Consider the following 17,928-nt stretch of genomic DNA (forward strand, 5'->3'; position numbering starts at 1 on the left):
CAAGAACTTATTCTACAAAATAGGGATTTAGGATTCTAAATTTTGTAGTCCAAGTGATATTTTACTGTGCTGTTCAATTTGTCCCATAACTTGTTTTGCGCGCTTAATCACTACAGGTGGTAAACCTGCTAACCTGCCAGCTTCAATACCATAAGACTTTTGGGCACCACCAGGTTGAACTTGGTGTAAAAAGATAATTTGGTCGGGCATTTCTTTTACAGTTACTTGATAGTTAGCAACATTAGGTAAAATACTTGCCAATTCATTCAACTCATGATAGTGGGTAGCAAAAATAGTACGTGATTTAATTTCGGCGCCTAAATATTCTGCAACAGCCCAAGCTATAGAAAGACCATCAAAAGTTGCCGTTCCCCGACCTATCTCATCCAGCAACACTAACGACCTATCAGTAGCATGATTAAGAATATTCGCCGTCTCATTCATCTCCACCATAAACGTAGACTGACCCGTTGCTAAATCATCCACGGCGCCAACACGAGTAAAAATTCTGTCACAAACCCCCAACTTCGCAGATTTTGCAGGTACAAAACTACCAATTTGTGCCATTAATTGAATTAACCCAACCTGACGCAAATAACAACTCTTGCCACTCGCATTAGGTCCCGTCAAAATTATTAAATCTGGAGAACCCTCTTCTTCTTCTTTGCGTCCTTCGCGTCCTTTGCGGTTCATACCTCCCAAATGAATCGAATTAGGAACAAAAAACCCAGCAGGAATAGACTGTTCCACCACAGGATGGCGCCCATTCACTACATTTATTTCTCTACCTTCCACCATCTCCGGACGGCAATAACCTTGCATTACAGCCAACTCAGCCAACCCGCACAACACATCAGCAGCAGCAACCGCGCGTGAAATATTGCGAATTGACTCAGCATAAGCAGCAACCTCATCACGCAACGCGACAAAAACCTCATACTCCAACTTATACAAATCATCTTGAGCATTAAGAATCCGCGTCTCCCGTTCCTTCAACTCTGCCGTAATATAACGTTCCTCATTCGTCAGCGTTTGCTTACGAATATAATTACTTGGCACCTGGTCAGCCTTAGCACGCGAAATACTAATATAGTAACCAAAAGTCTTATTAAACCCAACTTTCAAATTTGGAATACCAGTGCGCGCACGTTCATCAACTTCCAAATTAGCAATCCATCTTTGGTCTTCCTCAACCAAAGCTTTCCTTTCATCCAATTGAGGATTAACACCCGAACGAATTAAATTACCTTCCTTAATAATAATCGGCGGCGCCTCTACAATATGAGCGCTAATTTTTCGACCAATCACTTCAAGCTCAGGAGGAAACTTTTGCAGCGCTTTCAAAAAAGGCGCCTTAGCATCAGCCACCAAGTAAGCTAACTCAGGCAATATAGCCAGCGAATCAGCCAAAGCCTTTAAATCGCGAGCATTCGCCGTTCCCGACCCAGTACGTCCCGTCAACCGTTCTAAATCATAAATTCGTTTTAATAACTGCCGAATATCATGACGCAAAGCAGTATTTTCAATTAACTCCTGAATTGTATCTTGACGCGCATTAATTCCCTTAATATCTAGTAGCGGTTGTAACAACCATCTTCGCAGTGCGCGTCCACCCATAGATGTAGAAGTTCTATCAAGCGCCCATAATAAAGAACCATAATAAGTACAATCGCGTACTGTCTGCGTAATTTCTAGGTTACGTCGAGTTTGATTATCTACGATTAAAAAATCAGTTAAAGTATACGAACGTAGCGGTTGCAAAGGAACCAAATTATGTTTCTGTGTCTCTTCTAAATATTGAAGCAACCCACCTGCCGCGCGTGCAGCCAAAGGCAAATGTTCACAGCCAATACCTTCTAAAGAACGTAGCTTAAACTTTTGTAATAAACGACTACGTGCTTCACCTAAAGAAAAAGGAATTTGAGAACGAAAACTATAGCAAAAACTTGGTGGTAAACATTCTGGCAAACTCGAAGACTTTTCACCAGGACGTAATAAGGCGCCTAAATCAGGAGCATTTGTAGGTATTAACACCTCCGCAGGTTGCAACCGCATAATTTCCTGCGTCAAGTGTTCTAAATTACTAGCTTGTGTTGTTAAAAATTCTCCTGTAGATATATCTGCATAAGCTAATCCCCAAGAATCCACGGCAATTACAACCGCAGCAAGGTAATTATTGCGACTAGCTTTGAGCATTCCATCTTCAAGCAGCGTACCAGGAGTAATAATGCGCGTTACTTCCCGACGTACTAATCTTCCTGCTGCTTCCGAAGCATCTTCTACTTGGTCACAAATTACAACAGCGTAACCTTTCTCTACCAAATCTGTAGCGTGACGTTCCCAAGCATGATGCGGAACACCAGACATTGCGACTCTTCCTTGTTCTCCTGCTTGCTTGCTAGTGAGTACGAGTTCCAATTCCTGTGCTAATACAACCGCGTCACCGAAATAACATTCAAAGAAATCACCTACCCTATAAAAAAGCACCGCATGGGGATGCATTTCTTTGACTTCGACGTAGTGCTGGTACATTTGACTGAGCTTGCTAACATCTACCTTACGGTGGTCTGTAATGAAAGCAGCAGAAGCATTAGAACCTGGTTGGGATGCAGAGTAAGAAGCTGTCATAGTATCTAGATTACAAAAGTCAACCTGCCAATATCCGATAATAGCTTGTTGTTGCAGTTACTTGAACTTTGTTCAACGATTATTTATTTTTCGTATGATTTTGTTTAAGCAGCTAGTTTTCGGATATAGTACATAAAGTCTAGTATAAATAGAAAAAATTGGCAACGGATACAACGGATGTAACGGATGGTTTATTAGTTTTACTCAAGCACTACTCTGGGCGCCGCAAAATGAAGTTAGATAAAGCATCTAAAATAATTTTATAGATTTAAATCAAATTTGATACGTAGCCATGCTAGATTACAAATTGCCGCGAAATCTACCTTCTGCGGAAGAACTATCCGACTCGGACGAGACACCCGTGGATAACGAGCTGCAAGAATTAATACCAGGACTTTTAAAAGCAATCTTATTGATGCTATGGTCTGAACGGATGGACTGGTTCTTCGGTATTGATATGGGTATTTATAGTCACCCTGATAAACCGCCAATTGTGCCAGATGGTTTTTTGAGTTTGGGGGTTGAAAGGTTTTATGATGAAGAATTACGTCCAAGTTATGTACTTTGGGATGAAAATGTAGTACCAATTTTGGCGTTAGAAGTAGTATCACAAACCTATCGCAAAGAATATAGTGCTAAAAAAGACGAGTATGCATCGTTGGGTGTGCTGTACTATGTAATTTATTCATCACGGCGCCGTCGTAAACCTCGCTTAGAAGTACACAAACTAGTAAACGGAGAATATGTATTACAGCAAGGCAACCCAGTTTGGATGCCAGAAATCGGGTTAGGAATTGGTTGTGAAAGAGGAATTTATGCAGGAGTTCCTCGCGAGTGGCTATATTGGTATGACCAAAACTCAAAGCGATATCCAACACCCCAAGAACAGGTCAAAATAGCCGAACAACAAGCACAAGCAGAAGCACAACGCGCAGAAAGACTTGCAGCAAAATTACGCGAGTTAAATATTGACCCTGAAAGTATTTAGCTTTAACGCAAATTCTCTAACAATGTTTCCAGCACTTGATAACCCCATTTGAGTGTTATTAATCCGCAGATACTTCCTAGTACTAAACAGCCTATAATGCCTCTAGTTAAAGTTAGTGGATAATCAAAATAGTAGGTTGTACCCCAATATGTTGCAGCAATTACGAGTCCAATTGTTGCCCCAGCGCTAAAGCGTTTAATCGATGACATCATTTTTCTCCTTTCATATTTAATTTAAAAAATTATTTGACAAAAAAAGCTGGTATCACATGAAGTACAATATCGGCGACAAAGTGAGCAATCACTGCCGCTAAAATACCGCGTTTCCAATATAACCATCCAAATAAGGTTCCAGCTAAGGTATTTAGAATAATTATATTGAGAACGATTATAGGTATTAATTCCTTATATATTTGTGCTGTTAGCGGTAAGTGTAAGGCGCCGAAAAGTAATGCCGCAATAATATTTGCCGCCCAAATCATGCCATTGTTTGGCTGTGGTCTTCGCAATATTTTAGTAAAAAGCCATATGAAAAAGCTCATTATAAACAAGCGCATTATAATTTCTTCGTTAATACCTGCGCTAATTGACCCAAGAAACCCCGCTATGGCTTGTGGTGATTTAATATCTCTGGCTATATTAGCAACATCTGGTGGTAAAATAAAAGATGATAAACGACTGAGTAATAATAATACGGCACCTGTGATTAAACCAATAATAAAGGCATAGCGTGCGGATTTGAGAAAGTTTTGTAATGCTTTCGGTTCGCGTGCGAGTAATGCTCGTAAATCGCGCGTTCCTAATCCAACTTTAGCCCCTAAATGCAGTCCTAGTAAAATAACTGGAATATTGATAAGCGTTTGTAGCAAAGAACCAATTAATACTTCTCCTAAGCTAGGAATTGGTAATTTCAACAAGTCACTAACATAAGGGATGCCCGCTAGGAAAGCAATGAAAGATGCTAGTACAATAATTGTAAAGATTAGTAAATTTAATTGCTGGTGCCTATTTTTACTGGTTGCTGATATATTATTTGAGGATTCCATAAGATTAACCTCACTTTTAATGTGTGATTGACTACCTATACAATAGCTATAAGCTTATACACAATTTTCTTACTAACCGCACATCTTTAATATGACTTTAGTCATGTTGCTTTTGGCGCCAGTACTGGAAAATATAAGTTATAACCTCTTACCTCTGTGCCCTCTGTGTCTCTGTAGTGATATAAATAATTATTACCACAGACACACGTAGAGAGGAGAACTTTACTTATGCTATTATCACGTCGATTTATTTGGATATTTCGCGGTGCCGAATGGTTAGTGCTACTATCTTGGATTTTATCGGCAAATGTATATAAGCAGTTTAAAACAACCCCAGAATTACTATTGCCTTTTGTTATATTTGGCATTGGTTTTTTTGGGCTTAGTTTTATTTTCCCTATAAATCGTTTGTTGTGGCAACGGCGATTGTATTTATATGTACAAATGGGTTTGCTAGTGGCAGCACAAGTAATTTTTGTAGGTTTTAGTACGTTGTTTTTAGTATTTATAGTCAAAGCTTGTTTTTTATTGAGGTTTAAAGAACTAATATTATTTACTTGTATATCAGGTTTAGCATTTGTACTAGGACAAACTTGGGGAGTATCAACGTCAACGTTTGCTCAAGACATGCTAACCAAGCTAAAACAATGTGAGTTGGTTTCTGCTGATTTTGGTTCGTTTTCTGATTTGGCGCCTGGTTTAGCAGATTTTATTGCTTTTAATGCCCTAATTGTTTTGCTTAATTATATACTACGCGCAGAACGTAAAAGTAGACTAAAAGCAGAAGCCTTAACGCAAGAAGTGGAAGCTTTAGCGACAAAATTAGAACGAACTCGTATTGCCCGTGAGATTCATGATTCGCTTGGTCATACTTTAACTACATTGGGTGTTAAAGCCGAACTAGCGCAAACAATTCGTGATAGTAACCCAGAAAAAGCGCTTCAAACATTAGATACAATCAAGCAATTAGTTGATATTTGTCTTCAAGACGTGCGTCGTGCAGTAAAAACAATGCGTGAAGAAGATTTTGATTTAAATGTAGCACTACCAACGTTATTTAATGAGTTTCAAGTATCCACACGCGCTCTTCAAGTTCGCTATTCTGTCGAATTACCCAGCTTATCTTTACATATAAGTCATCAACTTTACTGCATTGTCCAAGAAGGTTTAACTAATATTCGTAAACACGCAGGCGCCAAAAATATTAATTTACGTGGTTATGCTACTACTGAATATATAATGATAGATTTAGAAGACGATGGAAAAGGTTTTAATGATAACGAAGAACATTCTAACGGCTTTGGGTTGTGTGGAATGCGCGAACGGGTAAAGTTACTTAACGGAGAAATTCAAATTCATAGTATCCTTAATCAAGGAACTTCAATTCACGTGAGGATTCCGCGATGATACGCTTGTTATTAGTAGACGACCAACCCAATTTTCGCTCTAGTCTTGCCGAATTATTATCGTTGCAAGAAGATTTAGAAGTAGTTGGGCAAGCAAATCATGGACAAGAAGCAATTACCCTTACCCATCAACTTCAACCCGACGTTATATTAATGGATGTACGAATGCCTGTTTGTGATGGAGTTACCGCAACCAGAGAAATTCATCAAACTTATCCTTGGATACGTATACTAGTACTAACTACCTTTGATGAAGACGAGTACATTCAAAAATCACTGCAAGCAGGCGCCTTGGGTTACTTACTCAAAAATACACCAGCAAAACAGCTAGCAGAATCAATTCGTGTATTATACCAAGGATACGGACAACTTGGCCCAACGATAGCACCAAAAGTCTTCTCACAAATAACTTCAACCTCTATACCACGTAAACCAAATTACGAACAGATTCTCAGCGCGCGGGAAATAGAAGTTCTAAAACTTGTTGCCCAAGGTAAAACCAATCGAGAAATAGCTACATTACTTTATATTACGGAGGGAACCGTAAAGAATCATATTACCCACATCTTAGGTCAACTTGGATTAAACAGTCGTACTCAAGCAGCACTTTGGGCACAAGAAAATATCAAGATTTATTGATAAGTTATGTATGCAAAAAGTAGCTATAAATAGTAGACTGAAGCTCGTTAACTTTTATATAGCAGCATTCTCAACAAGCTTAAAGAAACCGGGCAACAGTCACGAAAAATTAACGTTTTATAGCAAAGTCTTTGTCAAGAAGCCCGGTTTCTAGGCGTGCATTCCGGTGAGTTAACAGCTTGTGGTGGTAAACAAAGATAACTTGTAAAATCTGTATCAATAACAAATCCTATTTATCGTCCCAGAATTTTCCTGGCTTCTTGTTCAGCATTCTCAGTGATGCGGGGAATTAAAGTATATGTAGTAGTTAAATCCATTTTTTGCCCGACTCGCAGTGTTTTTAGCGGACTGAGAAATTCAAGCTCTACATAAGCCTTTGGGTCTAAGTTTGTATAAATTTCAGCACTACTGTTATTATCAGGATAACTTGCTCCAGGTACTCTTGGTGAGTCGATGCGGACTGCAACTTTTTTGCCCATCCATAATAATGTACTAGCATCACTGCCTATTTTGTGAGATTTATTGCGGTCGCGCGTTAAAGATAATAAGCCGTTATTAACCTTTAAGTTAGCTGGTAAATTTTCAGATCGCTTGTTATAACCTTCAGGAAAAATCGACGGTTGGGGTAGCGCTGCGTAGACTGTAACTGGGTCGTGTAGCTGTGTAACTATCCATACAGAAACATTTTGCGGCTTACCCTTAACTTTTTCGTAAGTTGTGGTAATTTTCATTACAGGTTTGCGCGGTTCAAGTGTAATTTTACGGTAGACGCGGATGCCATAGAAGGGGTCAATGGGGGAAATTAGAGTCACTTCGCGGCGATTAACTTTTGCAGTAAATGGTACAGAATCAAATGTAGCTGGTGGAGGCCAACCTTTTCCTGTGATTTTTTCCCATGCAGACTGAGGTGCAGGCCAGGTTTTATCACCCCCGGCGCCGAAATAACCCCATTCTTCAGATTTAACATTAGGCGCCTTACCATATACCGGGTCATTTTCCCAAAATGTAGCTTCTCCACCTTTGAAGCGAAACTGCATTATCCGTCCAACTTTTGGAACTATAACTGCTTCTACTTGACCGTTACTTAAAATATAAGAATCTTGCCAACCTTGGTAATTAGTTTTTGTGACTGTAATTGTTGCTCTTGTATTTGCAGTTACTTCTAAACAACAAAAAACTGTAATAAATAATGCTAAATAAAATAATCGCAACCTTTTAATCCAAGCATTAGAAGAAATATTTTTTATCATTTTTGATGGTTACAAATTATTCTGACCCGGTTTAATTCCTGCAATATTCAAGCGAATGCGGTAAATACTATTACCTGCTGTAATATAAAGTGTTTTGTAGTCTTTATCGCCCCAAGCCAAATTTGTTACGGACTGAGGTACCGCAATTTTGTTTAAAAGTTGACCTGTGGGTGAGAAAATCCATATTCCTCCAGAACCGCTACAGTAGATATTGCCCTTAACATCCACCTTCATACCATCAGGTACACCTTTATCTGTGAGTCCAGCTAACTCTGCAAACACTCTACTGTTTGCTAATGTCCCATCTGGTTGAACATCAAAAACGCGGATATGTAATTTTTCGGAATCACTGACGTATAATTTTTTTCATCTGGTGAGAAAGCGATTCCATTGGGACGCACCATCTCTTTGCTCAACAAAGTTAGGATTCCATCTGGTGAAGAGCGATATATACCATAAAAGCCAAGTTCTTCCTGTTCTTTTTTTATACCGTAGGGTGGGTCAGTAAAATAAATGCTACCATCCGACTTAACTGCAATGTCGTTAGGGCTATTGAGGCGTTTTCCTTGGTAGCGTTCAGCCAAGATTGTAATTTTCCCGTTTTTCTCTGTGCGTGTTAGTTGGCGGTTATGTTGAGCAGTAATTAATCGTCCTTCTTTATCTAAGGTATTACCGTTGGGATTTCCCGCAGGACGACGAAATATAGAAGGTTTGCGGTTAGGCGCCCATTTATAGATTGTATCGGCAGGGATATCACTAAACAGTAAAAAGCCGCTTGGATTCCAAACTGGACCTTCTGTAAATTTGAAACCATCAGACAACTTTTCTACCTTGGCGTTGCTATCTATAATAGCTGGTGGCAGAGCGTAAGTGTTTCCGCAGCTTTGCTGTACCATTAACAAGCTTATTAATAAACTACACACTCTTAATTGTTGTAAAGCCATTTTTCTCATACAAACTATATTTTTGGTACAGGAACAACTTTTCTCACTTTACCATCACTCTTGGATGTAACATATATTTCCCCCTCTTCATCTATTCCGAACCGGACATCAGAACGTTTGCTACCAATAATTTGGAGGAAAGTAGCTTCTTTTTTCCCATTAAAAAGCCTAAGTTCTTTTATCTTTGCCTGTTTACCGTTTACAAGTTCATCTACAGGTACATGAAAAAAACGCGCGTCATTGCCAAAATCAGCAAAAATATATTGACCAACTAATTCAGGGATTGCTTTACCCCTATAAACATAACCACCTGTAATTGCAATTCCATAAAAACCTGGATAGTTTTTTGGTACATGATGACTATATTGGGCAACGGGATAGGTATAACCATACTTGGTGTCATCTTTGGGTAGAGAAAAGAGAATATTCTCATTTTTTTCATTTATTACCCAAGTTCCTGGGAGCATCCAGTTTTGGCAGATCGACTTTTTTAGACCAACCATATAGTAGGGTTTGTGGCGCCAAATAATTATGTTTCTTCCAAAACTGGATGCTCCCAAGTTCCTTCTCGGTTTCCCCATCCATAATTGGCGCCTTTAATTCCAAGATTTACTTCTTCTATTAAAGCCTGACCTGTATCAACAATTAGCATTTTTTGCTCACCACCTGTATCCCAGCTAAAACGATGAGGATTACGCAACCCATAAGCCCAAATTTCCCCTAATGTCTTTATACTTGCATCATTAGCAAAAGGATTATCTTGAGGAATGCTATACTTGCCATTGGCACTATTTTTACCAAAAGGATTTATCCGAATAATTTTACCTAAAGGTGTACTTAAGTCTTGCCCATTATTAAGGGGGTCTGTATCGCTGACTGGAAAACCATCACTACCTCCATCAGCAACCGCAATATATAACATACCATAATCAGTCTTTCCCGGTTTTGCATTAGGGTTAAAACCTAATTGACCTGTATTATGGTCTTCATAGGGCTTCTCAATACGCATTATTTCCCTAAATGTTCCTGTAAAAGTATTTGCTACAGGCTTATCGGCTTTCCATTCTATAATTACTTCATGGTGAGAGCTTTCTATAGTATTGCCTTCGCTATCAATAATTTTTTTGACAACAGGAAAATCAGGAATATGATTATTTTTTTCTTCACTATGTACAGTGTAAAAAATTCCATTTTTAGCAAATTCTGGATGGAACACAAAATAACCAAAACCCTGTTGTCCAGTATCATAGCTGAATCCTGAAGATACTAAATTTTTAAAATTCATATATAGAGAAGCTTTGCCATTCATAATTACATATAGCTTTCCTCGCATGTCATTAACAAATAACCTGCCACTACCGTCACCTGCGTAGGTTAAAAAGTTCAATCGTGCTACTCTTTCTCTCGCGGTTCCACTTTTAGGAATTTGTACAATTTCTTGAAGCGCTATAGCTAATTTTGATTTTTCTATTTTTTCAGGAATCGGGTTAGTTATCTGGGCATGAGAAATACTGGAAAAAGCTATACTTGAAACAATAACTAAGCAAATACAAAAAATAATGTATAACTTTTTCATTCACGTGAAGATGCTGATGTTAATATTATAACTACGTGTAAGAATAATTGTAGCATGAGATGTGCGCGAAAGCGGGAAAACTGCGCCCTTCGTGCCCGACTCATGACATGAGTTGAATCATTTGCAGGCAGTTAGAAGCTACATCATTTTGTGGGTCAAGCTTGAGTGCTTGTTGCCATTCGGAGATTGCTTTTTTAAATTCTCCTTGCAATGCCCATAATTTACCTGCTAAGGCATGAAAGTTTGCATTGCTGTAATGTAAAGCAATAGCGTTGTTGTTATACGCTACTGCTTCGGAATGGCGCCCTTGTGAAAATAAAGACAGCGCTTGTCTGTGATGCCAAATAGCTTGGTCATGAAGACGAATTAAATCAGATAAATCTGTTTTGCAACGTCTACAAGTTGAAGATGGGGGAGATAATGGACGATAAACGGCGCCACAGACAGGACATTTCATAATTTTTTATTCTTCCTCATTATTATTGGCGTAGTAAAGAAAATCTTCCAGTTCTTCTTGTAGCTCTAATAACTCTGTACTATTTTGAGAAATTGCATCTTCAATTTGGTCTAATAAATCTTGTAATTCTTCTGCTTGTTCTGAGTCTAAGGTTTCTAGTAGTTTTTGGGCGCCTTCTAAAAGTGTTGCTAGTTCTGTGTCGATTTCTGCCTTATCTACTATGCTTTCTGCGGAGACTTCAATTGTTTCATCGCTTTCAAATTCAAACAATGATTCTAAATCTGCCCTTGCTTTTGTTAGTTCATGACTAGATAGTTTTTGTATACCTGCATTATTTACTACTAGTGTTCCTTGTTGACCTTTACCTTTTTCGGTGGTGGTGACGGTGAGAATACCATTTAGGTCAAAGTCAAAGTGAACTTCAATTTGAATATCTCCTGCTGGTTTGGGTGGTAAGTTCTCTACTTTATAGGAACCTAGAGGAACATTTTCTTCAGCGATTGTATTTTCACCTTGAAAAACTTCAATTTCTACTATTTCTTGCTTGTCAAATGCGGTGGAATAAACATGGGAGCGAGAAACAGGAACAACGCTATTGCGGGGAATAATTACACTAAAGTAACCCGGTATAAGACCCATTGGTGTAGTTACAGCCGCAGCAACTCCCAACGAATGGGGAATTACGTCTACAAGAATAGCATCTACAGATTCGCCTACTAGTACACCTGCTTGTAATGCGGCGCCTAAAGCTACACAAAGGTCTGGTTGAATGCCATCTGTAGGAGCTTGACCTAAATGTTCTTCAATCATTTGTTGCACTAGGGGAATGCGTGTAGAACCACCAACTAAAATAATTCGGTCAATTTGTTCGGGTTCTAATTTTGCATCTGTAAGGGCACGGTCTATTGCCTGTAACGTTTCTTCTAATAGTGGACGAATTAATTTTTCAAAATCTGCTCGCGCAACTTCTGTCTCTAAATGTAGTGCAGTTTTGCCTTTATTACCCAAATAAGCTTCTCTAACTGTAGCAAAAGCATGGGAACTCAATTCAATTTTTACCTGTTCTGCTGCACTTTGAAGACGTGCCTGGGTGGCGGCATCATCTGGCACATCTACATTATGCTGTTTCTTAAATAGACTTCCTAAATGAAGTTGCAAAAGCCTATCAAAATCGTCTCCACCCAAGCGGTTATTACCATGACTTGCTAATACTTCTGTGACTTCGCCCGTAATTTCCACAACCGATACGTCAAAAGTACCACCTCCTAAGTCATAAACTACAACCCGTTCAGTTTCTTCTGAGCGTAAATCATAAGCTAAAGCTGCTGCTGTTGGTTCGTTGATAATTTGTAATACTTCTAAACCAGCTATTTCGCCAGCAGTTTTAGTTGCTTGTCGTTGAGCATCTGTAAAATAAGCTGGAACTGTTATAACCGCTTGGCTGATTGTTGAGCCTAAAGCATTTTCTGCTCGTTGTTTCAGTGCGCGAAGAATAATAGCAGAAACTTCATGAGGTAGGTACTCTTTATCTCCTAAAGTGGTTTTATGGTCGGTTCCCATCCAGCGCTTAATTGATTTTACAGTGCGCTCTGGCGCCGCAGCGTACTGACGGAGTGCTTCGCGTCCTACCAGCAACTTACCTGTATCACTAAATCCCACACACGAAGGTAATATTAAGTCTCCATCTTCTCCAGGCAATACACGCACTTGTCCGTTTTCGACAATTGCCACTTCCGAATTTGTTGTGCCTAAGTCAATACCAACTGCTTTCATAGTTTTTAAAATTGAAGAAATATTTAAAAGTTATTTGCCCGTAGTTCTCAGCCGCTTCACAATAAGGATACAAGATAATGTACTTTTAATTAATAGCGTGTTTAAGTTTTAAGACTATTTGTTTCTTGTGTTGCAACAATTACTTGTGCTTCTCTAAGTACAATATCACCCCATAAATAACCCCGCACTACTTCTTGAATTACCGTATTGTCTGTAACATCAGCTTTTTGTTCACGACCAATAGCATACATTTTCTGAGAATCAAAAGCTTTTCCTATACATGTAATAGGAATAACACGGCGTTGCCGTAGAATCTCTAAGAGCGAGCGTCTAATTAACTCTACCCCTTCTTGATTACTGGTGATAATTTCGCTTAATGACTCTGATGTAGGTGTTTCTTTAGATACTTCCGATTGCCTTTCTGACCCAAAAAACCACGCTCCAAATTTTTCCCAAAGGCTTTTTTGTGGAACATCTTTTGGCGCCGAGGCAACAGATAATGTTTCTAATTCTCCTTTCCAGTAAGTACAAGCTCTATCTAAAGCATCTAGGATACCCAATAAATCTTTTAGCAGTTTTTCTTGCTGTTGCTCAAATTGACTTAATGCCTGTTTTTGGGTCTCCTCTAGACGTATTTGAAATTGTTCTTTATCTTTTGCATTTACTTCTAATGCTTGCTGAAGAGTATCTTGACTCTTGAGCAATAATTTAGATTGTTGCTTGACTTCATGGCGTAAAGCTGTCCATTCTGCAACCATTTGATAGGTATCAAAGGAGTTTGTGTTCGGTTCTTCTCCTAAATAAGGCTGAGGCGCCTGTTCTGATTGTTCTGATTGTTCTGAGTGCAAATAATCTAGAAATTTGGCAAATAAAGCTTCTTTGTCTGTTGTCATTTGTGATTACTAAAAAGTAGTTAAAAAATTAAAATGTGGCACGAATTAAATCATTAAGGCTAATTTCTAATTGGGCGATTGCTTTTTCTTCCACTTGTTTTAATATTTCTTGATTTAGTTCTGCTTGCAAGGGGCGAACTTTCAAAAAATCTCCAGGTTGAGTTGTCTCTCCTTTGCGAAGTGCCTCATAAGCTTCTCGAACTGCTTTAAACTCTTTTGGATAAGTATGAGCAGGAAATTCACGCAGTTTTGCATGATACGCCGCTTTTATTTCGGCGCCTGTTGCTCCTGGAGATATACCTAATTGTTCGTAGTGTGATGTCATAATTTATGAAAAACTCATGTATTAAAGACGGTTGATTAATTATTCAAATAATTCCTGAAAACCACCTCTTGTTCTACCTTTTAGTTTTTTACGCTTAGGAGGCGAGTTTCTAAACATAAATTCAAAGTCATCTTCATCGTCATCCTCATCATCTTCATCGTCATCGTCATCAAAATCAGGCATCCTATTTAACATCATTTGCTTAAGTTCTGGAAGCATCCGCTCAAACTCAGCTTTAGGAACTTTATTGCCAACTAATTTTCTCAGCATCTTTTCTATTAAATCATCCATATCTGACATATCTAGATTGTCAAAGTCCTCTGGGTCTGGTATCATGCTTGCCGTTTCTTGATTTGAGAGAAAGGCCTGTTCTTCTCTAAATGCTTGTAAGGCTTTCGCATCTTGAAGGCGCCGAGCTATTTCAAATCCTTGTTGCTTCAATTCTTCATATTTTGGATGTTCATCATCGTAGGTAGTAGCTCTAGCTAAAAGCAGTAATGGGTTTTGCGGTTCCCGACGTAGTGCTTCGTCCAGGGCAGGTACAAGGGTTTCAACGGCGCCATAACGACGTGCTTTGAGTTGAATATTTGCCAGTGCATTTCCTGGTTGGGGTATAGTGTCGAGATAGGCACGTACAGGAAGTTCTAATTTTTGAGGACTATTTTCTTTGACAGCTAAGACAACTAAATGGGTAGTTCTAGCTTCTGGGTGTTCTGCTGATAAGTTGAACAATTTTTGTAAATACTGATTTATTAAAGCTGCGATACCTTTTTCACGTTTGGCGAAGAGGTGAATAGAAAGGGTTATCGCCTGTAATACATGAATTTGCTCACTTCCAGATACTTTTTGCAGGAGAGTGTCCCATGCTTTGGTGGCTGCTTTTTGGTCTAATACAACTTTACCGCCAGAATTGGGCGGACTTTTAACTGCATCTACAAATATATGACAAGCACGTATTGCCGGGTCTTTTTGGTCTTCGCCCTTTAATAAACGGCTAAATAATGGATAGCTCTTTGTAGATAATGCATCTATCCAAGGTAATATTTCTATTTCTGTATCAACACTAAGGTCGTCAAAGTGCTTACCAAAACGGCGCCGAGCTTCATTCAGTGCTTGTTTATCTCCTACTTCTTCCCAACAACCCAGCAAGGTTTCGTAAACTTCTTCATATCGACACCCACCTTCAATGGCTTGGGTCATTAGTTCTATTGCTTCTGTATAATTATCGTCACTAGCTTCTAATAGTCCCTTACGTCCCAATACTTCTGGCGATGTGGGACATATGCGTTCTGCTTGTTGCAAAGCTCCTAAAGCGGCACGTCCGCGATCTAATGCAACATAGGCATCTGCCATCCAGCAGTGGAGGTGAGCTAAGGTTGGTTTTAAGCGTGTATCTGGCCATTCTTGGGGTTTTTGTTTCCCTTCCTGCTCCAACCACCGCAAAAATTGTGTTAAAACACGTGGGCGTTCTTGGTCGGAATCATTAGCATCCAACACTTCTAGTAGATTGACTGCCAACTGTGGGTTAAAGGGTTTTTCTGCTAATAAAGGGCGCCAAAAAAGTTCAGCACATTCTGCTTGTCCTTGATTAAATGCTTGTTGACCAGCAAGAGTAAATAATGGCGAACGCAGGTTTTTTAGTTCAGGGAAGCGAGTTAAAACTTTGGATGTTAACAAGACATGGGCAGCATCATGGGGGTTATCTTTATTGATTAGCTGTACAATCATCAACGCTGATAGCGCATCTTGGAGCGTCGGTTCTTCTCTCTCCAACTTCTGGGGATCAAAGGGTGGCTCTCCAGTTTTTGCTCGTTGAGCAGTTGCTAATCGCGCTAAAATTGGATGCTGCAAATACTTTGGTGTCATGGCGGTGTATTTAGATGACTCCAACCCCAAAAGATTCGCGGATGCTTCCCAATCACCGTTTGCTTGGTGGCTGTAAATAGTCCAAGCAGTTGGTAAATCTCCTGGTGTGATAGGCGCCTTAATTTTTTGAAAAGATGTCAAAGCTGCTTCGGGTTGTTCATTTTTAAGAGCGAGTACCCCACGTACCCAATGGAGTTGGGCAGCGCTAAAAGCTTTGGATTGTTGGTTGATTAACTGCTCGACTGTAGCTACATCTCCTTTGAGCAATAGAAGTTTGAGATAACAAATGCTGTATTCTTTAGTAAGTTTACCTGCATCAAAAGCGTCACGGAGCAATTTTAGGGCTGCATCTAATTTATTCAACTCCAGCAAACACTTGGCTTGCCAGTAGTACACCTCTCCTACCAAACCCAATTCCAAAGAGCGTTCAAAAGATTTTTCTGCCTGTTTAAAATCTTGCTTTTGCAATTCATGTTGACCTCGCAAAAACCATATCTCTGATTCTTTGGGACTGAATTTAATCTCAGGGTGCAAGCGTTGAATTTTTTTGATTTCTTCCAATGCGTGTCTATATTTTTTCAGGTCAAGCAATTCTTGTAGTTGCATCCCAAAGGATTTTTCAGTAAGCTCTGTTCCTATACTAGATGCTTGTGGTTGTGAGCGATGTTTGGACTGATGTTTAGCCACTGGATTTTCTTCCTGATTATCTTTACAATTCCCCCTCGCGCGGAAAGGGTGGCTTTAATTAATCTCTTGCTTTCAATATTAGTATGAGAATATTAGTATGGCAATCACATAAATTTTTATAGCAAACACACTTTATTTTTGAATGCTTACGGCACAAAGCTTCTGTTCATTGTTTAATTTTATTAATAAATTTTTTGTGAAGTGGGTATGTCTGTCCGCAACCTGTTTCCCACAGATTACAGACACAGGGAAGATATCTTTTTGACATCAACTCCAATACATTAATTATTACGAAGTGATAAAAAGTACTAGATTTACGCTTGTACTGATAGGTTGAATTGCAGATATGAAAAAGGCGCCGTAACGGCTTGTAAATGTTCATAATCAAATTTGGATATACTTTGAAATTAAGGGACTTGCAAAAATTTAATTCTCTATATTGCGGAACCTAATGTGGAACCTAATGTGGAATGGGCATCCTTGCCCGTTTCAACTGTAGGGGCAAGGGAATGATCACCGCACAAGAAGTAAGTGGATGTTTTTTCATTTGCAAATCCCGAAGTGAAGCTTTTTAGTAATACACATGCTCTACTTGCTACGTGCTGCTGGTAGACCTATCTATATATGTAAGATACAGAATATATATGTAAGATACAGAATATATATGTAAGATACAGATGAAATCACTCGAAGAAACTGAATAAATAGCGGAAAAATTCTCCATCTCATTAATTTTGAGAAGTTGGTGCCTGTCCATGTCATTAAATTTGTTAGGTTCATATCTTAATAATTCTTCTTTTGTGCCCTTTGTGCCAAGTATGGTTGATTCCTCCTATATGGCATAAAGCACCAATACTCCATGTCATAAAATTTGCGAGTTAGGCGCCTGAAACTACCTCTCTTAAGTCTTATCTCCATAAACTACGTAGTTATGTAGTAACAATATTTACTTTCAGTAACCATCACACGCAAGACTAAGCTGATTAAGTGCGTTTGTAGGATTTTGAGTCTTGATAAGAACAATTGTTTTATTAGTCTTTGCTAAACAATGCTCAAAACCTGAAAGCTTTGCTAGGGAGGGATTTAGCTTTTTTTTTAAGCTGACTTATCCATAAAGAAAAAAAATTTCTAAAAAAGCTTGACATTCTCTTGTGGACTCGTTATCTTAGATAAGTCGGCGGCGAGAAAGAAACCGCAAACAACCGAACCGAGAAAAAGTAATAGTTTGAAAGCCAAGTAACAAGTCAATCCTCGTCAAAGCAATGCATTAAATGAGTTTTGCTTCGGCAAAACAAGATGAGGATTCTTCAAAGAATTTTCACAAAAGAGCTAAACAAACAAGTGCCTAGTAATAACTGATTCATCAGTTTCGCAGACACTAAATCCAAAACGGAGAGTTTGATCCTGGCTCAGGATGAACGCTGGCGGTATGCTTAACACATGCAAGTCGA

General features: G+C 39.0%; 14 protein-coding genes, 1 rRNA gene and 1 pseudogene. 4 read left to right on the forward strand and 12 right to left on the reverse strand.

The window, feature by feature from the left end:
* Positions 1–27 precede the first annotated feature (27 nt).
* Positions 28–2,628, reverse strand: coding sequence for a DNA mismatch repair protein MutS (gene mutS, locus DSM106972_RS42660; RefSeq protein WP_127086394.1), 2,601 nt, complete (start codon positions 2,626–2,628; stop codon positions 28–30).
* A 292-nt stretch (positions 2,629–2,920) separates the two neighbouring features.
* On the opposite strand from mutS, the gene DSM106972_RS42665 reads away from it, so the two are divergent.
* Complete coding sequence (locus tag DSM106972_RS42665; RefSeq protein WP_127086395.1) at positions 2,921–3,616, forward strand: Uma2 family endonuclease; 696 nt, start codon at positions 2,921–2,923, stop codon at positions 3,614–3,616.
* A gap of 2 nt (positions 3,617–3,618) precedes the next feature.
* Here DSM106972_RS42665 and DSM106972_RS42670 read toward each other — a convergent pair whose 3' ends face one another.
* Both DSM106972_RS42670 and DSM106972_RS42675 read right to left on the reverse strand, forming a co-directional pair.
* Complete coding sequence (locus DSM106972_RS42670) at positions 3,619–3,828, reverse strand: hypothetical protein (RefSeq protein WP_233787137.1); 210 nt, start codon at positions 3,826–3,828, stop codon at positions 3,619–3,621.
* Between the two features lie 29 nt (positions 3,829–3,857).
* Positions 3,858–4,661: a CPBP family intramembrane glutamic endopeptidase gene (locus tag DSM106972_RS42675; RefSeq protein ID WP_127086396.1), complete on the reverse strand. Its 804-nt coding sequence runs from the start codon at positions 4,659–4,661 to the stop codon at positions 3,858–3,860.
* Between the two features lie 228 nt (positions 4,662–4,889).
* On the opposite strand from DSM106972_RS42675, the gene DSM106972_RS42680 reads away from it, so the two are divergent.
* Positions 4,890–6,068, forward strand: coding sequence for a sensor histidine kinase (locus DSM106972_RS42680; protein WP_127086397.1), 1,179 nt, complete (start codon positions 4,890–4,892; stop codon positions 6,066–6,068).
* On the forward strand, positions 6,065–6,706 hold the full coding sequence (locus DSM106972_RS42685) for a response regulator (RefSeq protein WP_127086398.1): 642 nt from the start codon (positions 6,065–6,067) through the stop codon (positions 6,704–6,706). Before DSM106972_RS42680 ends, DSM106972_RS42685 begins: the two co-directional genes overlap by 4 nt.
* A 233-nt stretch (positions 6,707–6,939) precedes the next feature.
* Here the strand turns inward: DSM106972_RS42685 and DSM106972_RS42690 are convergent, their stop codons facing one another.
* The 9 genes and pseudogenes from DSM106972_RS42690 to DSM106972_RS42730 form a co-directional block, all read right to left on the reverse strand.
* On the reverse strand, positions 6,940–7,956 hold the full coding sequence (locus tag DSM106972_RS42690) for a DUF4380 domain-containing protein (RefSeq protein ID WP_127086399.1): 1,017 nt from the start codon (positions 7,954–7,956) through the stop codon (positions 6,940–6,942).
* Positions 7,957–7,965: 9 nt separating this feature from the next.
* Positions 7,966–8,909 (reverse strand): annotated as a pseudogene (locus DSM106972_RS42695) (SMP-30/gluconolactonase/LRE family protein).
* A gap of 5 nt (positions 8,910–8,914) precedes the next feature.
* Positions 8,915–9,403, reverse strand: coding sequence for a PQQ-dependent sugar dehydrogenase family protein (locus DSM106972_RS42700; protein WP_233787139.1), 489 nt, complete (start codon positions 9,401–9,403; stop codon positions 8,915–8,917).
* Between the two features lie 26 nt (positions 9,404–9,429).
* On the reverse strand, positions 9,430–10,476 hold the full coding sequence (locus tag DSM106972_RS42705) for a PQQ-dependent sugar dehydrogenase (protein ID WP_127086400.1): 1,047 nt from the start codon (positions 10,474–10,476) through the stop codon (positions 9,430–9,432).
* Between the two features lie 100 nt (positions 10,477–10,576).
* A complete protein-coding gene (locus DSM106972_RS42710) occupies positions 10,577–10,933 on the reverse strand; it encodes a tetratricopeptide repeat protein (RefSeq protein ID WP_127086401.1) in 357 nt (118 codons plus the stop codon).
* 6 nt (positions 10,934–10,939) lie between these two features.
* Positions 10,940–12,706: an Hsp70 family protein gene (locus DSM106972_RS42715; RefSeq protein ID WP_127086402.1), complete on the reverse strand. Its 1,767-nt coding sequence runs from the start codon at positions 12,704–12,706 to the stop codon at positions 10,940–10,942.
* Positions 12,707–12,807: 101 nt separating this feature from the next.
* Positions 12,808–13,599, reverse strand: a complete 792-nt coding sequence (locus DSM106972_RS42720; RefSeq protein WP_127086403.1) for a nucleotide exchange factor GrpE — start codon at positions 13,597–13,599, stop codon at positions 12,808–12,810.
* 28 nt (positions 13,600–13,627) lie between these two features.
* A complete protein-coding gene (locus tag DSM106972_RS42725; RefSeq protein ID WP_019491579.1) occupies positions 13,628–13,924 on the reverse strand; it encodes a J domain-containing protein in 297 nt (98 codons plus the stop codon).
* A gap of 39 nt (positions 13,925–13,963) precedes the next feature.
* Entirely contained in the window at positions 13,964–16,477 is a 2,514-nt protein-coding gene (locus DSM106972_RS42730; protein ID WP_127086404.1) for a tetratricopeptide repeat protein, read from the reverse strand.
* Between the two features lie 1,386 nt (positions 16,478–17,863).
* Between DSM106972_RS42730 and DSM106972_RS42735 the strand changes: the two genes are divergently transcribed.
* A 16S ribosomal RNA gene (locus tag DSM106972_RS42735) occupies positions 17,864–17,928 on the forward strand; the annotation flags it as partial.

It is taken from the genome of Dulcicalothrix desertica PCC 7102 (assembly GCF_003991905.1).
Taxonomy (GTDB): Bacteria; Cyanobacteriota; Cyanobacteriia; order Cyanobacteriales; family Nostocaceae; genus Dulcicalothrix; species Dulcicalothrix desertica.

Excerpts from the sequence above, each read along its gene's own strand:
- mutS (WP_127086394.1), bottom strand. The coding sequence starts at position 2,628 with ATGACAGCTTCTTACTCTGCATCCCAACCAGGTTCTAATGCTTCTGCT.
- DSM106972_RS42665 (WP_127086395.1), top strand. The coding sequence starts at position 2,921 with ATGCTAGATTACAAATTGCCGCGAAATCTACCTTCTGCGGAAGAACTA.
- DSM106972_RS42670 (WP_233787137.1), bottom strand. The coding sequence starts at position 3,828 with ATGATGTCATCGATTAAACGCTTTAGCGCTGGGGCAACAATTGGACTC.
- DSM106972_RS42675 (WP_127086396.1), bottom strand. The coding sequence starts at position 4,661 with ATGGAATCCTCAAATAATATATCAGCAACCAGTAAAAATAGGCACCAG.
- DSM106972_RS42680 (WP_127086397.1), top strand. The coding sequence starts at position 4,890 with ATGCTATTATCACGTCGATTTATTTGGATATTTCGCGGTGCCGAATGG.
- DSM106972_RS42685 (WP_127086398.1), top strand. The coding sequence starts at position 6,065 with ATGATACGCTTGTTATTAGTAGACGACCAACCCAATTTTCGCTCTAGT.
- DSM106972_RS42690 (WP_127086399.1), bottom strand. The coding sequence starts at position 7,956 with ATGATAAAAAATATTTCTTCTAATGCTTGGATTAAAAGGTTGCGATTA.
- DSM106972_RS42700 (WP_233787139.1), bottom strand. The coding sequence starts at position 9,403 with ATGGTTGGTCTAAAAAAGTCGATCTGCCAAAACTGGATGCTCCCAGGA.
- DSM106972_RS42705 (WP_127086400.1), bottom strand. The coding sequence starts at position 10,476 with ATGAAAAAGTTATACATTATTTTTTGTATTTGCTTAGTTATTGTTTCA.
- DSM106972_RS42710 (WP_127086401.1), bottom strand. The coding sequence starts at position 10,933 with ATGAAATGTCCTGTCTGTGGCGCCGTTTATCGTCCATTATCTCCCCCA.
- DSM106972_RS42715 (WP_127086402.1), bottom strand. The coding sequence starts at position 12,706 with ATGAAAGCAGTTGGTATTGACTTAGGCACAACAAATTCGGAAGTGGCA.
- DSM106972_RS42720 (WP_127086403.1), bottom strand. The coding sequence starts at position 13,599 with ATGACAACAGACAAAGAAGCTTTATTTGCCAAATTTCTAGATTATTTG.
- DSM106972_RS42725 (WP_019491579.1), bottom strand. The coding sequence starts at position 13,924 with ATGACATCACACTACGAACAATTAGGTATATCTCCAGGAGCAACAGGC.